At 46.2% G+C, this 18,286-nt stretch carries 17 protein-coding genes; 9 read left to right on the top strand and 8 right to left on the bottom strand.

All coding sequences use genetic code 11. The features are described from left to right. Positions 1 to 29: 29 nt before the first annotated feature. Genes ACRRSY_RS21900 through hemC form a run of 4 tightly spaced genes read right to left on the bottom strand, consistent with a single transcriptional unit; the run spans position 30 to position 4,007 of the window. On the bottom strand, positions 30 to 1,199 hold the full coding sequence (locus tag ACRRSY_RS21900) for a heme biosynthesis HemY N-terminal domain-containing protein (RefSeq protein ID WP_432464028.1): 1,170 nt from the start codon (positions 1,197 to 1,199) through the stop codon (positions 30 to 32). Beyond that, positions 1,199 to 2,362, bottom strand: a complete 1,164-nt coding sequence (locus ACRRSY_RS21895; RefSeq protein WP_432464027.1) for a uroporphyrinogen-III C-methyltransferase — start codon at positions 2,360 to 2,362, stop codon at positions 1,199 to 1,201. Before ACRRSY_RS21895 ends, ACRRSY_RS21900 begins: the two co-directional genes overlap by 1 nt. Further along, complete coding sequence (locus ACRRSY_RS21890; RefSeq protein ID WP_432455453.1) at positions 2,349 to 3,119, bottom strand: uroporphyrinogen-III synthase; 771 nt, start codon at positions 3,117 to 3,119, stop codon at positions 2,349 to 2,351. Before ACRRSY_RS21890 ends, ACRRSY_RS21895 begins: the two co-directional genes overlap by 14 nt. Before the next feature lie 6 nt (positions 3,120 to 3,125). After that, positions 3,126 to 4,007: a hydroxymethylbilane synthase gene (gene hemC, locus ACRRSY_RS21885; RefSeq protein WP_439033361.1), complete on the bottom strand. Its 882-nt coding sequence runs from the start codon at positions 4,005 to 4,007 to the stop codon at positions 3,126 to 3,128. A 298-nt stretch (positions 4,008 to 4,305) separates the two neighbouring features. On the opposite strand from hemC, the gene ACRRSY_RS21880 reads away from it, so the two are divergent. Then, positions 4,306 to 6,780 carry a class I adenylate cyclase gene (locus ACRRSY_RS21880; RefSeq protein ID WP_432455454.1) on the top strand — a complete coding sequence of 825 codons (2,475 nt, stop codon included), beginning with the start codon at positions 4,306 to 4,308 and terminating at the stop codon, positions 6,778 to 6,780. A 49-nt stretch (positions 6,781 to 6,829) separates the two neighbouring features. Here ACRRSY_RS21880 and cyaY read toward each other — a convergent pair whose 3' ends face one another. After that, on the bottom strand, positions 6,830 to 7,147 hold the full coding sequence (cyaY, locus tag ACRRSY_RS21875; protein WP_432456128.1) for an iron donor protein CyaY: 318 nt from the start codon (positions 7,145 to 7,147) through the stop codon (positions 6,830 to 6,832). A 79-nt stretch (positions 7,148 to 7,226) separates the two neighbouring features. On the opposite strand from cyaY, the gene lptM reads away from it, so the two are divergent. Genes lptM through uvrD form a run of 7 tightly spaced genes read left to right on the top strand, consistent with a single transcriptional unit; the run spans position 7,227 to position 14,013 of the window. After that, positions 7,227 to 7,364, top strand: a complete 138-nt coding sequence (gene lptM, locus ACRRSY_RS21870; protein ID WP_432455455.1) for an LPS translocon maturation chaperone LptM — start codon at positions 7,227 to 7,229, stop codon at positions 7,362 to 7,364. A 27-nt stretch (positions 7,365 to 7,391) separates the two neighbouring features. Further along, complete coding sequence (gene lysA, locus ACRRSY_RS21865) at positions 7,392 to 8,645, top strand: diaminopimelate decarboxylase (RefSeq protein WP_432455456.1); 1,254 nt, start codon at positions 7,392 to 7,394, stop codon at positions 8,643 to 8,645. Positions 8,646 to 8,649: 4 nt separating this feature from the next. Beyond that, positions 8,650 to 9,480 carry a diaminopimelate epimerase gene (gene dapF / locus ACRRSY_RS21860; RefSeq protein ID WP_432455457.1) on the top strand — a complete coding sequence of 277 codons (831 nt, stop codon included), beginning with the start codon at positions 8,650 to 8,652 and terminating at the stop codon, positions 9,478 to 9,480. Next, positions 9,477 to 10,181, top strand: coding sequence for a DUF484 family protein (locus ACRRSY_RS21855; protein ID WP_432455458.1), 705 nt, complete (start codon positions 9,477 to 9,479; stop codon positions 10,179 to 10,181). The genes dapF and ACRRSY_RS21855 overlap by 4 nt, the downstream gene beginning before the upstream one ends. Positions 10,182 to 10,189: 8 nt before the next feature. Beyond that, the gene (xerC, locus tag ACRRSY_RS21850) at positions 10,190 to 11,083 is read left to right on the top strand and encodes a tyrosine recombinase XerC (RefSeq protein WP_432464025.1); all 894 of its coding nucleotides are present in this window, start codon (positions 10,190 to 10,192) and stop codon (positions 11,081 to 11,083) included. Positions 11,084 to 11,097: 14 nt separating this feature from the next. Further along, positions 11,098 to 11,805, top strand: coding sequence for an HAD-IA family hydrolase (locus tag ACRRSY_RS21845; RefSeq protein WP_432464024.1), 708 nt, complete (start codon positions 11,098 to 11,100; stop codon positions 11,803 to 11,805). 33 nt (positions 11,806 to 11,838) lie between these two features. After that, complete coding sequence (gene uvrD, locus ACRRSY_RS21840; protein WP_432460444.1) at positions 11,839 to 14,013, top strand: DNA helicase II; 2,175 nt, start codon at positions 11,839 to 11,841, stop codon at positions 14,011 to 14,013. Positions 14,014 to 14,032: 19 nt separating this feature from the next. Here uvrD and rarD read toward each other — a convergent pair whose 3' ends face one another. From rarD to ACRRSY_RS21825, 3 genes are all read right to left on the bottom strand, one after another. Beyond that, a complete protein-coding gene (rarD, locus tag ACRRSY_RS21835; RefSeq protein ID WP_432460443.1) occupies positions 14,033 to 14,899 on the bottom strand; it encodes an EamA family transporter RarD in 867 nt (288 codons plus the stop codon). A 122-nt stretch (positions 14,900 to 15,021) separates the two neighbouring features. Next, the gene (locus ACRRSY_RS21830) at positions 15,022 to 15,633 is read right to left on the bottom strand and encodes an AbiTii domain-containing protein (protein ID WP_432455463.1); all 612 of its coding nucleotides are present in this window, start codon (positions 15,631 to 15,633) and stop codon (positions 15,022 to 15,024) included. A gap of 237 nt (positions 15,634 to 15,870) precedes the next feature. Next, a complete protein-coding gene (locus ACRRSY_RS21825) occupies positions 15,871 to 16,335 on the bottom strand; it encodes a thioesterase family protein (RefSeq protein WP_432455464.1) in 465 nt (154 codons plus the stop codon). Between the two features lie 142 nt (positions 16,336 to 16,477). Here ACRRSY_RS21825 and recQ point away from each other — a divergent pair, with 142 nt between their 5' ends. Then, on the top strand, positions 16,478 to 18,265 hold the full coding sequence (recQ, locus tag ACRRSY_RS21820) for a DNA helicase RecQ (protein ID WP_432455465.1): 1,788 nt from the start codon (positions 16,478 to 16,480) through the stop codon (positions 18,263 to 18,265). Positions 18,266 to 18,286: the final 21 nt, after the last annotated feature.

The raw sequence follows: 18,286 nt of genomic DNA, 5'->3' as shown, positions 1-18,286 counted from the left end.
CACATGCTCGCCTTTTTGGGTTGACGGAACTACATCGTCAAGGCTTGACGATAGTAATCCATCGCTTGTTGCGGCTCTTCCAGTTGTCGATAGGTTTCGGCGAGGCCTTGGTAAGATTCGCGACTAGCGACAATATTAATACTTTGCTCAAAGTAATCTTTCGCTTCAGGCCATTGTTGTTGCTGCAGATGTAATTGTGCGATCAAGTTTAATAAGGCTGCGTTATTTGGCGATTTACGTAATAAGCCTTTCAGTTGCTGTAATAGCGGATAAGGGTCGCTGAGCTGTAATTTTGCTGCGACTGCGAGTAGCTCGGGATCGTGATGTTTGTTGAGTAAGTCACCGAGTAATTGGTAAGCCGCAGCGCTATCGCCGGATAAGACTAAAGCTTGGCAGGCAGCAGCAGCAATCGTCATCGATTTTTTTTGTTTACGTGGCATTGCATTCCAATATGCGGCCACTTTATCGGCGCCTTGGGTATTGGCGAGCTCTAGAAATAGAGCCTGGTAACTACGTGATAATTCAACTTGGTAATGCGAGTCTTCAAGCAACTGGGCCTTATATGCGATAGGAAGCAATTCAACATAAGCCTGCCACTGACCTAATTCGGGTAAAATCTGCAATAGCATGCGTCTTACTGGAGCCTGTTTACGACTTTCGGCAGGGAGCTGTTCAATGCTATTCAGCGCCGCGCTAAAGTTCTGTTGTTTAATTTGTAAACGGGCTTGGGTGATCAGGACCGCGCTATCATTGTTGGTCATGCGGGTGGCTTGCTCCAAGTACTTATCGCGTTTCTTATCTTGTCCTTGTTCTTGTGCCGCTTCTGCGGCTGTTAGATAATTCAACGCTGGAGCGCTGCTATAAGTGGCCGCTTTACTGACCAATTTTTCGGCGTGCTGATAGTCGCCGCGCATCATTGCTAACATGCCTTGCTGAGTATGACTAATCGCTTTTTGTTTGCGTCGATCGCCCCACCAGTTAGTACTGCGAGAAAAGCTTAGCCATAGCCAGCGAAGTAGCCAAATTGTGAATAATAAAATACAGAAACAGATAAAGCTGACAAATAGTGCACTGGTCACCGACATCTCAACGGTGTAACTATCAAAAGCGATTAGTACATAGCCTTTGTTGCCCGCAAGTTGTGGCCCCAGAGCTAAACCTAACGCTAAGCAGGCCAATAAAATCAGAACTTTAAACATTATTCAGCTCCTTCTGCTAGAGAAGGCTGTAGCCGTTGTTGGCGATCTTTAATGGCTTGTTCTGCGGCATCTAAACTGGATAATTTTTCCGGTAACTGATCCACAATCTCCAGCCCTTGTAAGCGCTTCAAATCAACCAACATGGCCTGGGCTTGTTGGTTTTGCATGAAGTAGTTGCCGACCCATTGTGCAGTGCGTTGTAACTTGGCCTTAAACAACTCTCCTTGTCCTCGGAATAAGGCCTGTTCGGCCTGCTGTAATTGTAACTTAAGATTTTCTTTCAGGTACCATGCGTGTTTGGGTTCGATGAGCGCTTCGACTTGACCATCGCGACGACGCACAGTGATGAAATTTTCGCTGAATTTACGCCAACTTTTAGCTAGATTGTCACGCCAGTCAGTACTATCACTGCTGAGCTGATTATTTTGTTCTTGCAGCGCAGCGGGTAACTCGATTTCAGCCAACTGTAAGGTCTCGGTTTGTTGCAGTAGACTTTCTAAGGTAAAAGCAATGCCCTCTTTATCGACCAATGGAATTGCTTTGAGCGTTTGCACATCATTGTTTATCGCGCGGCGCAGAGCTAACAGGTGAGGATCGTTGGCATGGTTGACACTACTATCAGCTTCGATAAGAAGTGCGATGGCGGTGCTGGGATCATGTTCCAGCCATAGTTTATAGGCCGCCAGTTGTAATAGATAATTCGCTTCGTTGAGTCGCCAATGATTGGCATCTTTAATGTTGAGCAAGGCCAGTTGATGTTCAATGGTTTTACGATGTTGTTCAGTGAGTTCCAACTGGGTTTTTAGGCTCACCAGAGACTGTTGCTGGCTGCCATATTGTTGCTTCAATGTTTCAAATTGACTGCTGTTGGTTGCGACGGCACTGACTAAACTTTGCTCTTTGGCTGAGAGGCTAGTTTTTAAGAGTTGTATTTGGTTATCTGCGTGTTGTAACTGTTGTTGAGTTTGCCAATAAACACCCGCGCTTAGGCCGATGCTGATCAGGATCGCCGCGATGGCCAATAGCTTGGTTGATTTATTGTTCGGCGTTGCTTGGCTGGTTGTTTTAGGCATTTTTTCCGCCGCAGTTTGCTTGGCGTGTTTCACTGTATCGCTAGGGGATGGAACCTGATTTTGGTTCTCTGATTGTTTATCTTTGGTCATTTTCATTCCTTGCAGATGGCAGTATTTGCTTTAAAGCTTCGATACATGCTTTATCCGATGCGCCGTCGCACAGTACAATGTGCATAAAACCCAAACTTTGAGCGTATTTAAGCAAGCGTTGACTTGGGACTAATAAATGGCACTCTCGCAGCCACTCAAGTTGCTCTGCTTTACTCATAAGGGTAGTCAGATGTTTCAATATTTCACCACTAGTAGCAACAATAGTGTTGATCTGTAAGCGCCATTGTTCAAGTTGTTGCTGTGGATAAGTGATTAATTTTCGTTGATAACAACTCAAATAAGTGACTTTAACACCTCGGGTTTGGAGCTGTTGCGCGAGCCAATCTCGTCCTTGCTGGCCGCGCAAAATGGTCGCTTGATCTAATCCGGGAAATTGCTGTTCGATGAGTTGTAGCATGCCTTCACTGTCTTGGCGACTTGGCACTGATGCCTTCACCCCATATTGTTGCCAGCATTCCGCAGTGGCTTTGCCCACGGCTAAGTATTGTAATGATCTTGGCCAGCTTAATTGTTGTTGTTCTAACCATTGTTGACAGGCTTCTACCGCATATTGGCTGACAGCCACGATCAGCCCGTTCGGCGTTGTAGAGCTCAGTACTTGTTTTAGCCGCGCTAGCTCGGGGCTGCTAATAATTTCAACCATCGGTGCAGCGATGGCTGAAAAGCCATGTTCGCTGAGGGTTTCAACACAGCGTTGATTATGTGGCTGCGGCCGAGTAATGAGTAATGGCACCATCGTTCCTTATGGTTGATAGACGACCCTTAAAATAGCAGCGGCACCAGCATCGAGTAATTGCTCGGCAAGGGCTAGACCGAGTTGCTCAGCTTCGCTAGCTTTGCCTCGAAGTTCTTTTTCTATGATCTCAGAACCGTCAATAGCACCAACTAAACCACGGATATATAATTGTCCATCTGCCAACTCCGCGTAGCAACCAATAGGGACTTGACAACCGCCTTCTAGGCGTCGATTCATCGCTCGCTCTGCTTCGACACGGAGGGCCGTTTCGGGATGATTGAGGGGAGCCAACAAGTCTAGCAATTCACGATCATTACTGCGACATTCGATGCCTACAGCCCCTTGCCCACCAGCCGGGAGTATTTGCTCTGGTTCAATATACGCCTGGATCCGTTCTACCATTTTGAGTCGTAATAGTCCCGCGCTAGCAAGAATGATAGCGTCAAACTCACCCGCATCTAATTTCGCTAAACGAGTATTCACGTTACCACGTAAGTCTTTAATGATGAGGTCTGGACGTTGCGCCTTCAGTTGACATTGGCGGCGTAGACTGGAGGTACCGACGATCGCGCTTTTAGGTAAAGCATCGATATTGGTAAAGTGGTTGCTAACAAAGGCATCTCGAGGATCTTCTCGTTGACAAATACAGTGCAGACCTAAGCCTTCAGGAAATTCCATGGGGACATCTTTCATCGAATGTACCGCAATGTCCGCAAGGCCTTCTAGCATAGCCACTTCTAATTCTTTAATAAACAGCCCTTTGCCACCGATTTTAGCCAGAGGGGTGTCAAGGATCTTGTCGCCTCGGGTGCTCATGGGTACAAGTTCTACTTGCAGCGTAGGGTGATGGCGTTCCAACTCAGCTTTTACAAAGTGGGCTTGCCACATCGCGAGAGGACTCTTGCGAGTCGCGATTCTGACTATTTTCACAAACACTTACCTCATTATTTTAGCTGACGATAGTATCACCACTTAAGCATCTGCCCAAGTCGCCTTTAGCATCAATATCTACCAATAACCGCAGGGTTCAGCATAAAATTAGCAATGCGTAATATATGTCATGATAAACGCACACAAATTGTGCGTTTATGTTTACCGCTATTATACTAACTGTTAAGATGATCACACTTTATTGTACCTATATTTCATCTAATAATTATTCATTAATCGATAGGTAAATTTTACTTTGCAAGACACCATTGCCTCTCTCTTAGAGAAGGTTACCCGATCTAATCAGCATCGTAAGCAGCTGGCACTCCAGACTATGCCTGCTGCCGCGCAGCAGATATTTGAACTGTTGCCGTTAATGCTGCATTACTCGGATCCTTGCATACCGGGCTATATTGAAGGTGAAGTGCCGAGTGGTATCTGTCAATTTGAGTCGAGCGCTCGCCATTTTATTTATCTCCAGCAACATTTCCTTTGTCGACCGGCAGAACCCCAACAACATGAAATTTTGGGTATTTACTCCATGGGTAGCACCGCTACGGTGGGCCAAACAGAATCCAGTGATTTAGATATTTGGGTGTGCCATGCACATCAGTTGGCGAGTGAGCGAGTTCGTTTATTGGCGGAGAAGTGCAGTCAAATATCGGCTTGGGCTGCGCATCAAGGGGTTGAGCTTAACTTTTTCATGGTGAAGGACAATCAGTTTAAAACTGGTTCGATTAGTGAGTTATCCAAGGATAATTGTGGTAGCGCCCAGCACTTGTTATTACTCGACGAATTTTATCGCACGGCTCTGCCCTTGGCGGGGAAGCAATTAGTCTGGTTTGCTGTGCCATGTGATATCGAGCAAAGTTACGACAGTTTCGTACAACAGCAATTTGAGAGCGGTGTATTTAACCATCAACAATGGTTGGATTTGGGTGGCTTAGATACCATTCCTGCCGAAGAGTATTTTGGTTCAGGCTTGTGGCAGTTATACAAGGGGATCGACTCTCCTTATAAAGCCGTATTAAAAACCTTATTGATGGAAGCTTATTCCGCAGACTATCCAAGACCAAGCTTGTTGGCTGTTGAAGCGAAATGCTTGATGCAACACTGCAAAGCATTTGTTCTAGAACATGACGCTTATTACTTGATGCTGAATAAGGTGACTAATTATTTAGAGTCGATTGAAGATGAGGCCCGTCTTGATTTAGTACGGCGCTGTTTCTATCTAAAAAACAGTGAATGTAATCCTTTACCGAGCGCTCTTATGGATGTGAGCTCGTTGACTTGGCAGCAGCGTTTTATGGCCCAGCTGGTCAAACAATGGGCTTGGTCTCAGCAAAAAATTGAACATCTTAATTTACGTCGTGCCTGGAAGGTGCAAGATGTAAGACAGGCGCACAGCGAGTTGCTGGATGCTTTAATGCTGAGTTATCGTAACTTGATTCGTTTTGCGCGACGTAATGACATTAGTGAGTCGATTAACCCCGAAGATATCGGCATTCTGTCACGTAAGCTGTATGCTGCCTTTGAAAGTTTACCGGGCAAAGTTACTCTCATTAATCCGCAAATTTCTCCCGATCTCTCTGAAGCTAACCTTAGTTTTATCCACGTGCCCAAGGGGCATAGTTGTGCGGAAGGTTGGTATTTGTATAAACAGCCGCTGCAGGGACTCGCTATTGTCGGTCAGCCGTCGCTAGAGCATGCCAGCTATATTTCTAAACTGGTGGCGTGGAGTTATTTTAACCAACTGAAAACTGATCAAACGGAATTGAGTTTACATCAGCTTGAAGGCGATTTAACGCTGGATACATTAACCAGTTTTGCTTATGACTTACGCCGAGCTTTTCCGGTGAATGTTGAAGCTGCTAGTAATTTAGCACTGACTCGTCCCTGTGAAATCCGTCACTTAGGGGTGTTTATTAATCTGGAGAAAGACCCCACTGCGAATTGGGGCGGCAAGGTAATTGAGTTTGATGCGACCGCCACCGATGTGTTCAGTTTTGGCCGAGACTCAGATTGTTTGGTGGGCTCGGTTGATTTGGTTTATCGCAATACTTGGAACGAAATCCGAACCCTACACTTTGTTGGTGATAGTGCCGTGGTCGATGCCTTGACTACCGTGTTAGGTAAAATGCATCGTGATGCAAATATCCCCGAGCACATCGACGTATTTTGTTACAGCGCCAACCTACGAGAGCAAATTGGTAGTAATTTTAAACAGCTATTAGTAGAAAGTATTAAGAGCCGTTTGCAACCGCAGGATAAACGGATTGTTAAAACGATTGTGTTAGGAAACGAAAAGTACGGTTTATTTATTGAAGATCGCGGAGTCTCGGTTAAAAAATTGGAAAACGGGGTTGAGTTTTATCGTCAGCTGTCGAATAACAAGCTCCAACGTCTTCCGCTACAGTTAAATGCCGGTAATACTAAGAAAGTACCGAACGTCGTAGAAGCCCACGCCAGTGAAGGTTTAGTGCAATACTTTTTCGAAAATCTGGATGTTGGTTTTAATATCTATATTGTTGATGAGCATAACCAAATAGAAATGTACCAAGACTTTGAAGGCAGCAAGGAAGAGTTGATCCAAGGGATTAATCGTTTCTATACTTCTTCGCGCGAGCAATACGGGACTCGCCATGAGGTTGTCAATTTTAACTTGCCACAGTTCTACGACATCGTCATGGTCAATGAACAATGGCAAGTTGCATCTTATCGGAGCAATTAACTCTCCGGCTTGGATGGCTAGCCGCGTTTTTGACAGCGGCCGCTAAGCCTTAAAAGCTGAGTTGCTCACCACTTTGTTTGGCAATCGACTCAACTAAAAACGACCAAAACTCCACACCACTCCGATTACAAATCCACTGTTGCTCTGTTTCGCGCCATTCAAAATGGTAACCGCCAAACTTGGTGGCTAACCATAGTTGATGTAGAGGTTCTTGTTTGTTAATCACCATTTTACTGCGATTTTCAAACTCTAGGTTGAGTACTCCACCGTTAATATCACATTCAATATCGAAGTTATCGCTATCCATGGTCTGCTCGATGCGCTCAAAGGCCTCATCGACTCGTTGGTGATACTGGCTATCATTCATCACTATCGTCTGTCCTATTGCTTTTCTTGCTTCGAATGCGGATTATAGAGGGCATTCAAAAAAGAATCATGGCTTTATCATGAATAAACTGGCAATTGCTGTAATTTTGCTGAGCATTGGGCTTAGCGGTTGCGGTCAAAAAGGACCGTTAACGCATCCGCAAACGGTAGACGAGACGACGCCGAATACCGTCGAGCAAGCAACACCAGCAGACTAAACACTGCAACACAATAAGGACAGATCATTGGATTTTTTTAGTTATCAAAACGAGCAATTAACAGCTGAACAATGCTCGGTAGCTGATTTAGCAGAACATTATGGGACGCCACTTTATGTTTATTCGCGGGCGACGATTGAACGTCATTGGCAAGCCTTTGATAAGGCTGCTGGTGAACGGCCTCATTTGATTTGCTATGCAGTAAAGGCTAATTCTAATTTAGCAGTGTTGAACTTGATGGCTCGGATGGGGTCTGGCTTTGATATCGTTTCCGGTGGCGAGTTAGCTCGGGTTATCGAAGCCGGTGGTGACCCAAGTAAGGTAGTCTTTTCTGGCGTAGGAAAAACCGAGCAAGAAATTACGGACGCGCTGGAACATGGTATTTACTGTTTTAATGTTGAATCTGAGCCTGAGTTAGCTCGGATCAGCAAGGTTGCTCAGCGCTTGGGTAAAGTGGCACCCATTTCTTTACGGATTAATCCCGATATCGATGCTGGGACTCACCCTTATATTTCTACCGGTTTAAAAGAAAATAAATTTGGGATTGCCATTGAGCAAGCACCTCAGGCCTATGCTTATGCGGCAAGCTTGCCTGCGTTAAATGTGGTGGGTGTGGATTGCCATATTGGTTCTCAGTTAACTGAAATCTCACCTTTTGTAGAAGCTATCGATAAGTTGTTGGCATTGATCGACAGCTTGGCTGAGCAAGGTATTGTGATTGAGCACCTCGATGTTGGTGGCGGTTTAGGTGTCAATTATGATGATGAAACGCCCCCTGAGCCAGCCGCTTACGCCAGTGCTTTGGTTGAACGTCTTGGCGAACGTCAGCTAAAATTACTATTTGAACCGGGTCGTGCGATTATGGCCAATGCTGGTATTTTGGTGTCGAAGGTTGAATTCTTGAAAATGTCGGCTAGTAAAAATTTTGCGATTATTGATGCCGCAATGAACGACTTAATTCGTCCATCTTTATATAGTGCTTGGCAGCGGATAGTGCCAGTGCTGCAACGTCCGGGCCTAAGCAGCGTTTGTTATGATGTGGTTGGACCCGTTTGTGAAACCGGTGATTTTCTTGGCAAAGAAAGAGAGTTAGCCATTGAAGCGGGTGACTATATTGCGGTGCGCTCTGCAGGAGCTTATGGCTTTACCATGAGTTCAAATTATAATTCGCGTTGTCGGGCTGCAGAGGTGATGGTTGATGGTGAGCAATCCCATTTGATACGTGAGCGTGAGGCTCTGGTATCTCTTTGGGCTGGTGAATCACTGTTGCCTGAAGGATAAGCGAATGTTAGTCAACTTCACTAAAATGCAAGGTTTGGGGAATGATTTTGTGGTGATCGACAATGTCACTCAAAACGTTTTTTTTAATCAAGATGTTATTAGTCGCTTGGCCGACCGTAACTTTGGGATTGGTTTTGACCAGTTCTTAGTGGTTGAGCCTCCCTATGATCCTGACTTGGATTTTCATTATCGCATTTTTAATGCCGATGGCAGTGAAGTTGAACAATGTGGCAATGGGGCGCGTTGTTTTGCTCGTTTTGTGGTGAGCAAAGGCCTGACGAATAAACGTAGTATTGGGGTGAGCACGAAGTCGGGTAAGATCATTCTTCATGTGGAAGCTGATGGGCAGGTGACGGTCAATATGGGTGAGCCGATATTGGAACCTAGTCAAGTGCCATTTAAAGCCAAGAAGGCCGAGAAAACCTATATTTTACGTGATCAACAGCAAACCGTATTTGCTGGCGTGGTGTCTATGGGTAATCCGCATTGCGTGATTGAAGTGGATGACATTGAACAAGCGCCCTTAGACACGCTGGGTCGGCGCATGGAGAGTCATGAGCGCTTCCCGCAGAAAGTGAATGTCGGTTTTAGTCAAATTATCGATGAGAACAACATTAAACTGCGAGTCTTTGAACGTGGCGTTGGCGAAACGCTAGCCTGCGGTACAGGTGCCTGTGCGGCGATGGTTGTGGGACGTTTACAGGGGAAATTAGCCGACACGGTGAATGTCGATCTTCCTGGGGGGCGTTTACGTATTCATTGGCAGGGAGAGGGTAAACCAGTCAAGATGACCGGGCCCGCAGTGATGGTGTTTGATGGTCAGGTGCATATATGAGTGAGTTCGATCTTTCACAACCGCTATTGATTGACGAAAGTTTAGTGGTGGAATTCCTGCTCGACAATCCCGATTTTTTCGTCCGTCATCCCAGCTTAGTCAAACAATTACGCTTACCGCATAAAGAAAAAGGGGCGGTGTCTCTGGTCGAATTACAGGTACAACGCTTACGCGATAAAGTCTTGGATTTAGAGCAGGAAATCACCGATTTAATGGCGGTGGCGAGTCTCAACGAACGGATTTTTCATGTTTATGTCGATCTGTTGCCCGACTTGATGGCTTGCGATTCCTTTGCTGAGTTACAGCATCGCTTAAGTCGCGCTTTAGTTGATGATCTTGGGGTGGAAAGTGTTTCACTACGTTTAAGTCAACAGCGTTTCTCTTTGGATGAATTACCCGCTGAATATGGCATTGAACAGGAACAGATTGAACGAGTCCGGGTTACTAGACTGACTCAACATCCCCATTATTTTGGTCGTTTGACGCAGGGAGAGTTGCAGTTATTGTTTGATGAGAGCGAGGATATAGCCTCGGTGGCGCTGATGCCATTGGGTCACAATGCTGAGTTGGGGTTCTTTATTGCTGCCAGTCGCGATGCTGACCACTATATCGCGGGTATGGATAGTTTGTTACTAACTCAATTATGCCAGGTGATTGCCAGTTTGTTGCAGCGCTTAGTTCCGTTGCAGCAAGTGGAGTAAGTATCGATATGCAGGATGATATCAGCGCTTTTCTTCGCCATCTTGAGGTGGAGCGCCGCTATAGCCCTGCGACTATTAGTAGTTATCAGCGTAGTCTACTGCAGCAGCTTAAATTGATACAAAATTTGGGTTGTCCCTCGTGGCAAACGGTGGATGGTAAAATTATTCGTGCTGTTTTACTGAAGTTGAAGTCCTCTGGTCTTTCCGCACGCTCTATGGCCAATAAACTATCGGCCTTGCGTAGCTTCTTTCACTACCTCTTGCAGCAACATAAAGTCGATTTGAATCCGGTGGTTGGTATCTCTGCGCCGAAACAGGGGAAGCCCTTACCGAAAAACCTCGATGTGGATTCGCTCACTCAACTATTATCGATGAAAGGCGACGATTTGGTCAGTTGTCGCGATTTGGCGATGATGGAACTGCTCTATGCGAGCGGGATCCGTTTGGCCGAATTAGTTAATTTAAACATTGGCGACGTTGATTTTAAGCAACGCCAGCTATTAGTGACGGGCAAGGGCAATAAACAGCGCTTAGTGCCTTTTGGTGGCAAGGCCGAGCAGGCACTGAAACAGTGGTTACGTCAACGGCGCTTGTTGGTCATGGATGAAGAAGAGCCGGCTTTGTTTGTGAGTGTTCGTCAACAACGGATTGGGCATCGTACAGTACAAAAGCGTTTGCAGCATTGGGCGCAACAAATGCAGTTAAGCAGTACCCTCCATCCGCATAAGTTACGCCATTCCTTCGCGACGCATTTATTAGAAAGCAGCGGTGATTTAAGAGTGGTTCAAGAGTTGCTGGGTCATGCCAATTTGTCCACCACCCAAGTGTATACTCATTTGGACTTTGCTCATTTAGCGAGTAGTTATGATGCCGCTCACCCTCGCGCCAAACGCAAATCTTAAGTGAGAGAGAGGCGATGATTTTTTACCGTAGTTGGTCCCCTGTTCAGGCCTTGTCTTTCGATCTGGACGATACACTTTATCTCAATGGGCCGCATATCCAGCGCGCTGAACAATGGTTGATGGCTTATCTTAAAGCGCAGGTTCATGCCACGGCTCATTTAACGACGGGCCAATGGCAGCAATACAGGCGCCGGGTGCTAAAGGACGCGCCTCACTTAATGGAAGATGTCAGCGCTTGCCGTAAAGCTTGGTTATGCTTGGCTTTTCAGGAGCACGGACTCGGTTTGAGAGAGGCCGAGTTGTTAAGTGAACAAATTTTTCAGCAGTTTTTAGCGGTGCGCAGTGATTTTGTGGTACCGCATGACAATCTTGCTTTATTGCAGCGTTTGGCTAAACGTTACCGCTTAGTGGCTATCACCAATGGAAATGTTGATATCGAGCGGATTGGTTTAGCGGCGGTATTTGAAGTAACTCTGAAAGCGGGCTCAGGCCTTCGAGCCAAACCTGCATTGGATATGTATCAGCGCGCGAGTCAGCTTTTACAACTCAAGCCGAGCCAAATTGCCCATGTGGGTGATCATGCTGTCACCGATGTCGCTGGCGCAGTTCAGGCTGGTTATCGTTCGATTTGGCTCAATCAAGCGGGTCAAGCATCAAGCCGATTGAGTACTTTACCGGATATCGAGATAAGCCAACTGGCACAACTGCAACACCTGTTATAATATACAGGTGTTTTTCCCCCTAAAGAGAGCACCATGGATATTTCTGAGCTGTTAGACGGCCTCAATGATAAGCAGCGCGAAGCCGTCGCTGCTGCCCCAAGTAATATGCTAATTCTGGCAGGCGCTGGCAGCGGTAAGACTCGTGTATTGGTGCATCGCATTGCCTGGCTGATGCAGGTCGAGAATGTATCTCCTTTGTCTATTCTATCGGTAACTTTTACCAATAAGGCGGCAGCTGAAATGCGTTCGCGGGTGGAGAGTCTGGTGGGCAGTCGCTTCCAAGGTATGTGGTTGGGAACCTTTCATTCCTTGGCACACCGCTTGTTACGTGCTCATTATCGTGATGCAAATTTGCCTGACGATTTTCAAATCATCGATTCTGATGATCAATACCGTTTATTGCGGCGTTTGATTAAAGCGATGAACTTAGATGAAAAACAATGGCCAGCCAAGCAAATTCAATGGTATATCAACGGACGTAAAGATGAGGGGCAGCGCCCCGAGCATGTGGATTACAGTCATAATCCCATTGAGCGTCAATATCTTGAAATCTATAAGGCCTATCAGCAGGCCTGTGATCGCTCGGGTTTAGTCGATTTTGCCGAGCTCTTGTTGCGTGCTCATGAGTTATGGTTGAAACAACCGCATATCTTACAGCACTATCAGCAGCGCTTCCGGCATATCTTGGTGGACGAATTCCAAGATACCAACACCATACAATACGCTTGGTTACGGCTGTTAGTCACCGATGCCAATCACATCACTATTGTGGGGGATGATGATCAATCGATTTATGGTTGGCGCGGAGCGAAGATTGAAAATATTCAGCGTTTCGAAATGGAAGTGCCGCAAGTTAATACCATACGTTTGGAACAAAACTATCGTAGTAGCGCCAATATTCTGAAAGCTTCGAATCAACTGATTGAAAACAATCAGGGACGGATGGGCAAGAGTCTGTGGACCGAAGATAAAGAAGGCGAACTGATCTCTATCTATACCGCCTTCAACGATATTGATGAAGCTCGTTTTGTGGTGGCTCGGATCCAGCAGCGCGTCGAAGAACATGGCGTCAGTTTATCTGACTGTGCGATTTTATATCGTAATAATGCCCAGTCTCGGGTACTTGAAGATGCCTTAATGCAGGAGCGCTTAGCTTACCGGATTTATGGTGGTTTACGCTTCTTCGAACGTCAGGAAATTAAGGATGCGCTGGCTTATTTACGTTTACTCAGTAACCCTCATGATGACGCCTCCTTTGAGCGGGTCGTAAATACGCCGACCCGTGGCATTGGCCAGCGTACCATCGAGTTATTGCGTCAGGCTGCTCGGGAACAGCAGTTGAGTTTATGGCAAGCGGTGGATTATTGTTTGCAACAAAACGCGCTGTCGGGCAGAGCGGCGAATGCAGTGAAACAATTTGTTCAATTGTTGGAGCAACTCAAGCTGCAAACCCAAGAAATGTTGTTGAGCGAGCAAACCAACTATGTGATCAAAGGCTCCGGTTTGTTGGCGATGTATCAAGCGGAGAAAGGCGAAAAGGCCCAAGCACGGGTCGAAAACTTAGACGAACTGGTGACCGCGACTCAGCAATTTACTCAGATGGAAGCTGACCAAGATCTTTCTCCATTGGTGGCATTTTTGTCGCATGCAGCACTAGAGGCTGGTGATAATCAGGCCGAGGCCGACGAAGCGGCGGTGCAGCTAATGACACTGCATAGCGCTAAGGGCTTAGAGTTTCCCATGGTGTTTTTAGTGGGAATGGAAGAAGGCATGTTTCCTAGCCAGCAATCGGCTGAAGAGTCGGGGCGTCTCGAAGAAGAACGACGGCTTTGTTATGTTGGGATGACTCGGGCCATGGTCAAACTCTATCTTTGTCATGCCGAAAGTCGTCGGCTATGGGGGAAAGAGGTGTTCCATCCACCGTCGCGATTCTTGCGTGAGCTGCCGGGTGATTGTGTTGATGAGGTGCGTTTAAATACCGCCGTGAGTCGACCCGTGCCGCAAGGGCGTTTTTCTCATCAGTTACAGCAAGCGGCGTTTGATGACAGTGGCTTTAACCTTGGTCAGCGAGTTTCCCACCCTAAATTTGGTGCTGGCATCGTGCTAAATTACGAAGGTTCTGGGCAACAGAGCCGGGTTCAGGTGCAGTTTGAAGAAGCCGGGGCGAAGTGGTTAGTATTAGCCTATGCAAGGTTGGAGGCCATTTAGTCGCTGCTTTAAAAACAAGCTAAGTGGCCGTTTTGGGTTTACGGCGTTGGCGCAATGCGTCCCAAGTGAAAATTGCTAAACCTAGCCAAATAAAGCTAAAAGTTAATAGTTTCATCGGTTCTAATGGTTCCTCATAAATACTGGTCGCTAGGATAAACATCAATGAGGGACCGATATACTGAAAGAAGCCGATGGTGGATAAGCGCAGCCGAGTCGCGGCTGCCACAAAGCACAGTAGTGGTAGGGTGGTGACCACACCTGCGCTGAGTAACAGCACATTTAGTGTGCTGCTGTTGTTGGTAAAATGGCTCGTGCTGGAGTCAGCAAGAATAAATAAGTAAGTCAGTGCCAACGGCACTAACCACAAAGTTTCGACAAACAGACCCGGCAGTGCTGCTAGGTTAATTTGTTTACGTAATAAGCCATAAATACTAAAGCTTATGGCAAGGCTCAATGCTATCCACGGTAGTGAGCCGTAACTCAGCAGCTGGATCAACACCCCAATGAGTGCCAATACGATCGCCACCCACTGAGCGCTGCGAAAACGCTCGCCCAAAAATAGCATGCCCAGCAGCACATTAAATAGCGGGTTAATGTAATAGCCCAAGCTTGCATCTAACATCCGATTATTATTGATCGACCAAATGAAAATTAGCCAGTTTCCGCCAATTAACAGCGAAGTGAGTGCTAAGACCGAAAGCTGTTTAGGATGTTTGAGTACTGCTCTTACTGCCCGCCACTGCTTACTAAAAGTGAGCAATAAGGCGACAAATAGGCAAGACCAAATAATCCGATGAGCTAAGATTTCGTAGGCGGGTACTTCGGTAAGGCTCTTAAAATAGACGGGTGCAATGCCCCACATGATGTAAGCGCCAAGCGCAAACATAACACCATGTTTAGTGGATTGAATTGGCATAAAATTAGGTAAACAAGAGAAAAGGCAAGTTAGTGTAGCAGGGGCTTAGGTTGGTCACCATATTTTCAATGGTAGCTTTTGCATTCAGTCATTTAATCGCCTTGTATTGTCGAAGGTGCGTGGCAGTCGGTATACAATTTTTGCCATGTATCTCGTAAGTTATTCTCTTGTTCACATAATTGTTTAATCTCATTTAACAGTGGTTTTTGTTCAGGACAGTCGCTCAATTGGATTAGGTGCAACAAATGGCCGAGGACACCATTGATCAGCCGCTCCTGTAAGGGCTTGTGATAGCTTTGCCAAGCTCTTACACAACGGTAACCAGGGATAATGCCTTCCGCATAATTCGCGAGTATCAGAGTTGGCCAAGCTCGCTGGGTTTCTTCTTGATTGTTTAAACACTGGCTGAGTGCTGGTTGAATGTGTAAATAGCGTAATCGACAGCGATCCCGTTCATTCAGACAGTCGTCATGGATCTGTTCAAAGTGTTGTAAGCTTTGTTGCGCTTTTTCGAATATGCCAAATTGTTTGCATTCTACGATGCGGTAATCAGGGAAATGAGCGAAATCACCATAGCCATTTAGCTCATGCTCGCTCCATTGTGCTAAGTCATCAATATTGAGCGTGCGGGCCTGCTGCAGTGCTGTTTGTAAAACAGCTTCCAGTAAAGTGATCAACTTTGGAGAACAACTTACCGCACTCATCGCTATTCTAGCCCACCTTATGAAGTCTATCCTTAGTTACAGTATAGCTCCAACTGAGAAAATTCAGCGAAGTGAACTGAATAATTATCAATATTTTGTAATGGCGGTGAATTTTTATCGATTAATCTTGGTGGAAATAAAAGCCGTGTAATCACAGTGACACTATCGCGTAGGGTGAACAGAACAACTACCGCTCACCGAAATCGGAATATCAGTTTCTTAGAGTGTTTTCTTTATTTAACCAACCATATAGGTGCCAGTACCAAAGGCGATATGGGTGCCGAGTTGATTATGTAATTCCATACGGGTGACAGTGACTTTATTCCCTGAGCGGATCACTTCTGCCGAGGCGTAAAATAGTTCGCCGACACCAGGACGTAGGTAATCGATGCGCAGATCGATGGTGCCGGTTTTACTTAGTTGCTCCGAGAGTTGTTGACTGCTTAAGTCGGCGAGACGTTCCAGTGCTGCAGCCGCAGCCGTCATTCCTCCGGCAACATCTAAAATAGTCGCGGTGACCCCGCCATGTAAAATGCCATGAATGGGATTACCGACCAATTTGGGGGACATGGGTAATTTAAGTTTCACGCCAGTGGCGCTGTATTCGAGTAATTCAATTCCAAGCAGTTGATTAAATGGCATCCGATTGATGAAAGTGTCGGCTATCGCTTGTCGCCATTTATGTTGTCGAGAGCTGCTCATGATCCGTCCTAGAGAATTTAAACGCACGTTTGAATACTGTAAAGCTTTAAAAGAATAAAGGCAAACCAAGACAAGACCCTTAGGCTTGATTACAATGACCGACTGATTGTTTCTCGACTGAATTTAGGGATCCTTACCTTTCATGCAACGCGCTCAAAAAATTCTACAAGATGTGTTTGGTTTTGCCGAATTTAGAGCCGGACAAGCGGCGGTGATCGAGCGTTTGCTGAATCATCGAGATTGCTTAGCTATTATGCCCACCGGTGGTGGTAAGTCATTGTGTTATCAAATACCTGCCTTAGTGAAACCGGGTTTAACCGTGGTGATTTCCCCTTTGATTTCCTTGATGAAGGATCAGGTTGATAGCTTGTTGCACAATGGGGTAAATGCGGCTTATCTAAACTCCAGTTTAGCCCGAGAGCAACAATATGAGATTTATCGCCGCTTACAACAGGGTGAGTTGAAGCTACTATATATTTCACCCGAGCGTTTGATTAATGGTGACTTCATCGAACGCCTGCAGCAATGGTCTTTAGCCATGTTTGCCATCGATGAAGCCCATTGCATTTCCCAATGGGGGCATGATTTTAGGCCGGAATACAGTGCGCTGGGTTGCTTAAAGGAAAGTTTTCCAAATGTGCCGGTCGTGGCTTTAACCGCGACCGCCGACGATACGACTCGTTTAGATATTTTGCAGCGTTTGAATTTGACTGAGGCTTTCACGCATATTTCCAGCTTCGACCGACCGAATATTCGTTATACCTTGCAGGAAAAGTATCGCCCCTGGCAGCAGTTGAGTGATTATGTGAAACGTCGCCGAGAAGACAGCGGCATTGTCTACTGTAGTAGCCGCAAACGGGTGGAAGAGTTGGCTCTCAAACTCGGCGCTGAGGGTTTGCGTTGTGCGGCTTATCATGCCGGTTTGCCAATCGAGCAGCGTCAGCTGGTGCAAGAGCAATTCCAACGTGACGAATTAGAAGTCGTGGTGGCCACGGTTGCCTTTGGTATGGGGATTGATAAGCCCAATGTACGTTATGTATTTCATTACGACATCCCACGTAATATTGAAGCTTATTATCAGGAAACTGGTCGTGCGGGGCGTGATGGTACCGAAGCTGAAGCGGTGTTTTTATACGATCCGGCTGATGCCAATTGGGTGCGGCGGATGATTGAAGAAAACGACAATGAACAGCAACGCCGAGTAGAGAGTCACAAGTTTAACGCTATTGTGGCTTTTGCCGAGGCGCAAACTTGTCGTCGCCAGGTATTACTCAATTATTTTGGTGAGTACTTAGCCAAGCCTTGTGGTAACTGCGATATTTGTCTCGATCCGCCGAAACAATATGATGGCTTAGAAGATGCGCAGAAGGCGCTTTCCTGTGTGTATCGTTTGGGTCAGCGCTTTGGGATTGGTTATGTTATCGAAGTGTTACGTGGTAGCATGAGCCAACGTGTTTTAGAGCAGGGTCATGATAAGCTTTCGACTCATGGGATTGGTAAACAGTCTGGGCATGAACATTGGATGAGTGTTTTGCGCCAATTGATCCATCTCGGTTTGTTACAGCAAAATATTGCTCGTAGTTCGGTACTGCAATTGACCGAAGCCGCTCGACCCTTTTTAAAGGGGGAGCAAGGCTTATCTTTGGCGGTTCCGCGCCTAAATACCACCAAACAAAGTAAAAAAAATGCGGCCTATGGGGTTTATGATAAACGTTTGTTCGCTTTGTTACGTAATTTAAGAAAGCGTTTAGCCGATCAAGAATCGGTACCGCCGTTTGTGGTGTTTAATGATGCGACTTTGATCGAAATGGCCCAGCGTCTGCCGCAGACACAGCATGAGATGTTAAGCATCAGTGGTGTAGGCTTAAAAAAATTGGAGCGCTATGGCCATCAATTCTTAGCGCTGATTGGCCAATACCAGCCGGGGTAAGTCCGTGCAAAGTCATAGAGA

This window comes from Agarivorans sp. QJM3NY_33, assembly GCF_050870865.2.
Classification (GTDB): domain Bacteria; phylum Pseudomonadota; class Gammaproteobacteria; order Enterobacterales; family Celerinatantimonadaceae; genus Agarivorans.
Note: the sequence above shows the minus strand (reverse complement) of the source record. Positions and strands in the feature narration are given on the sequence as shown.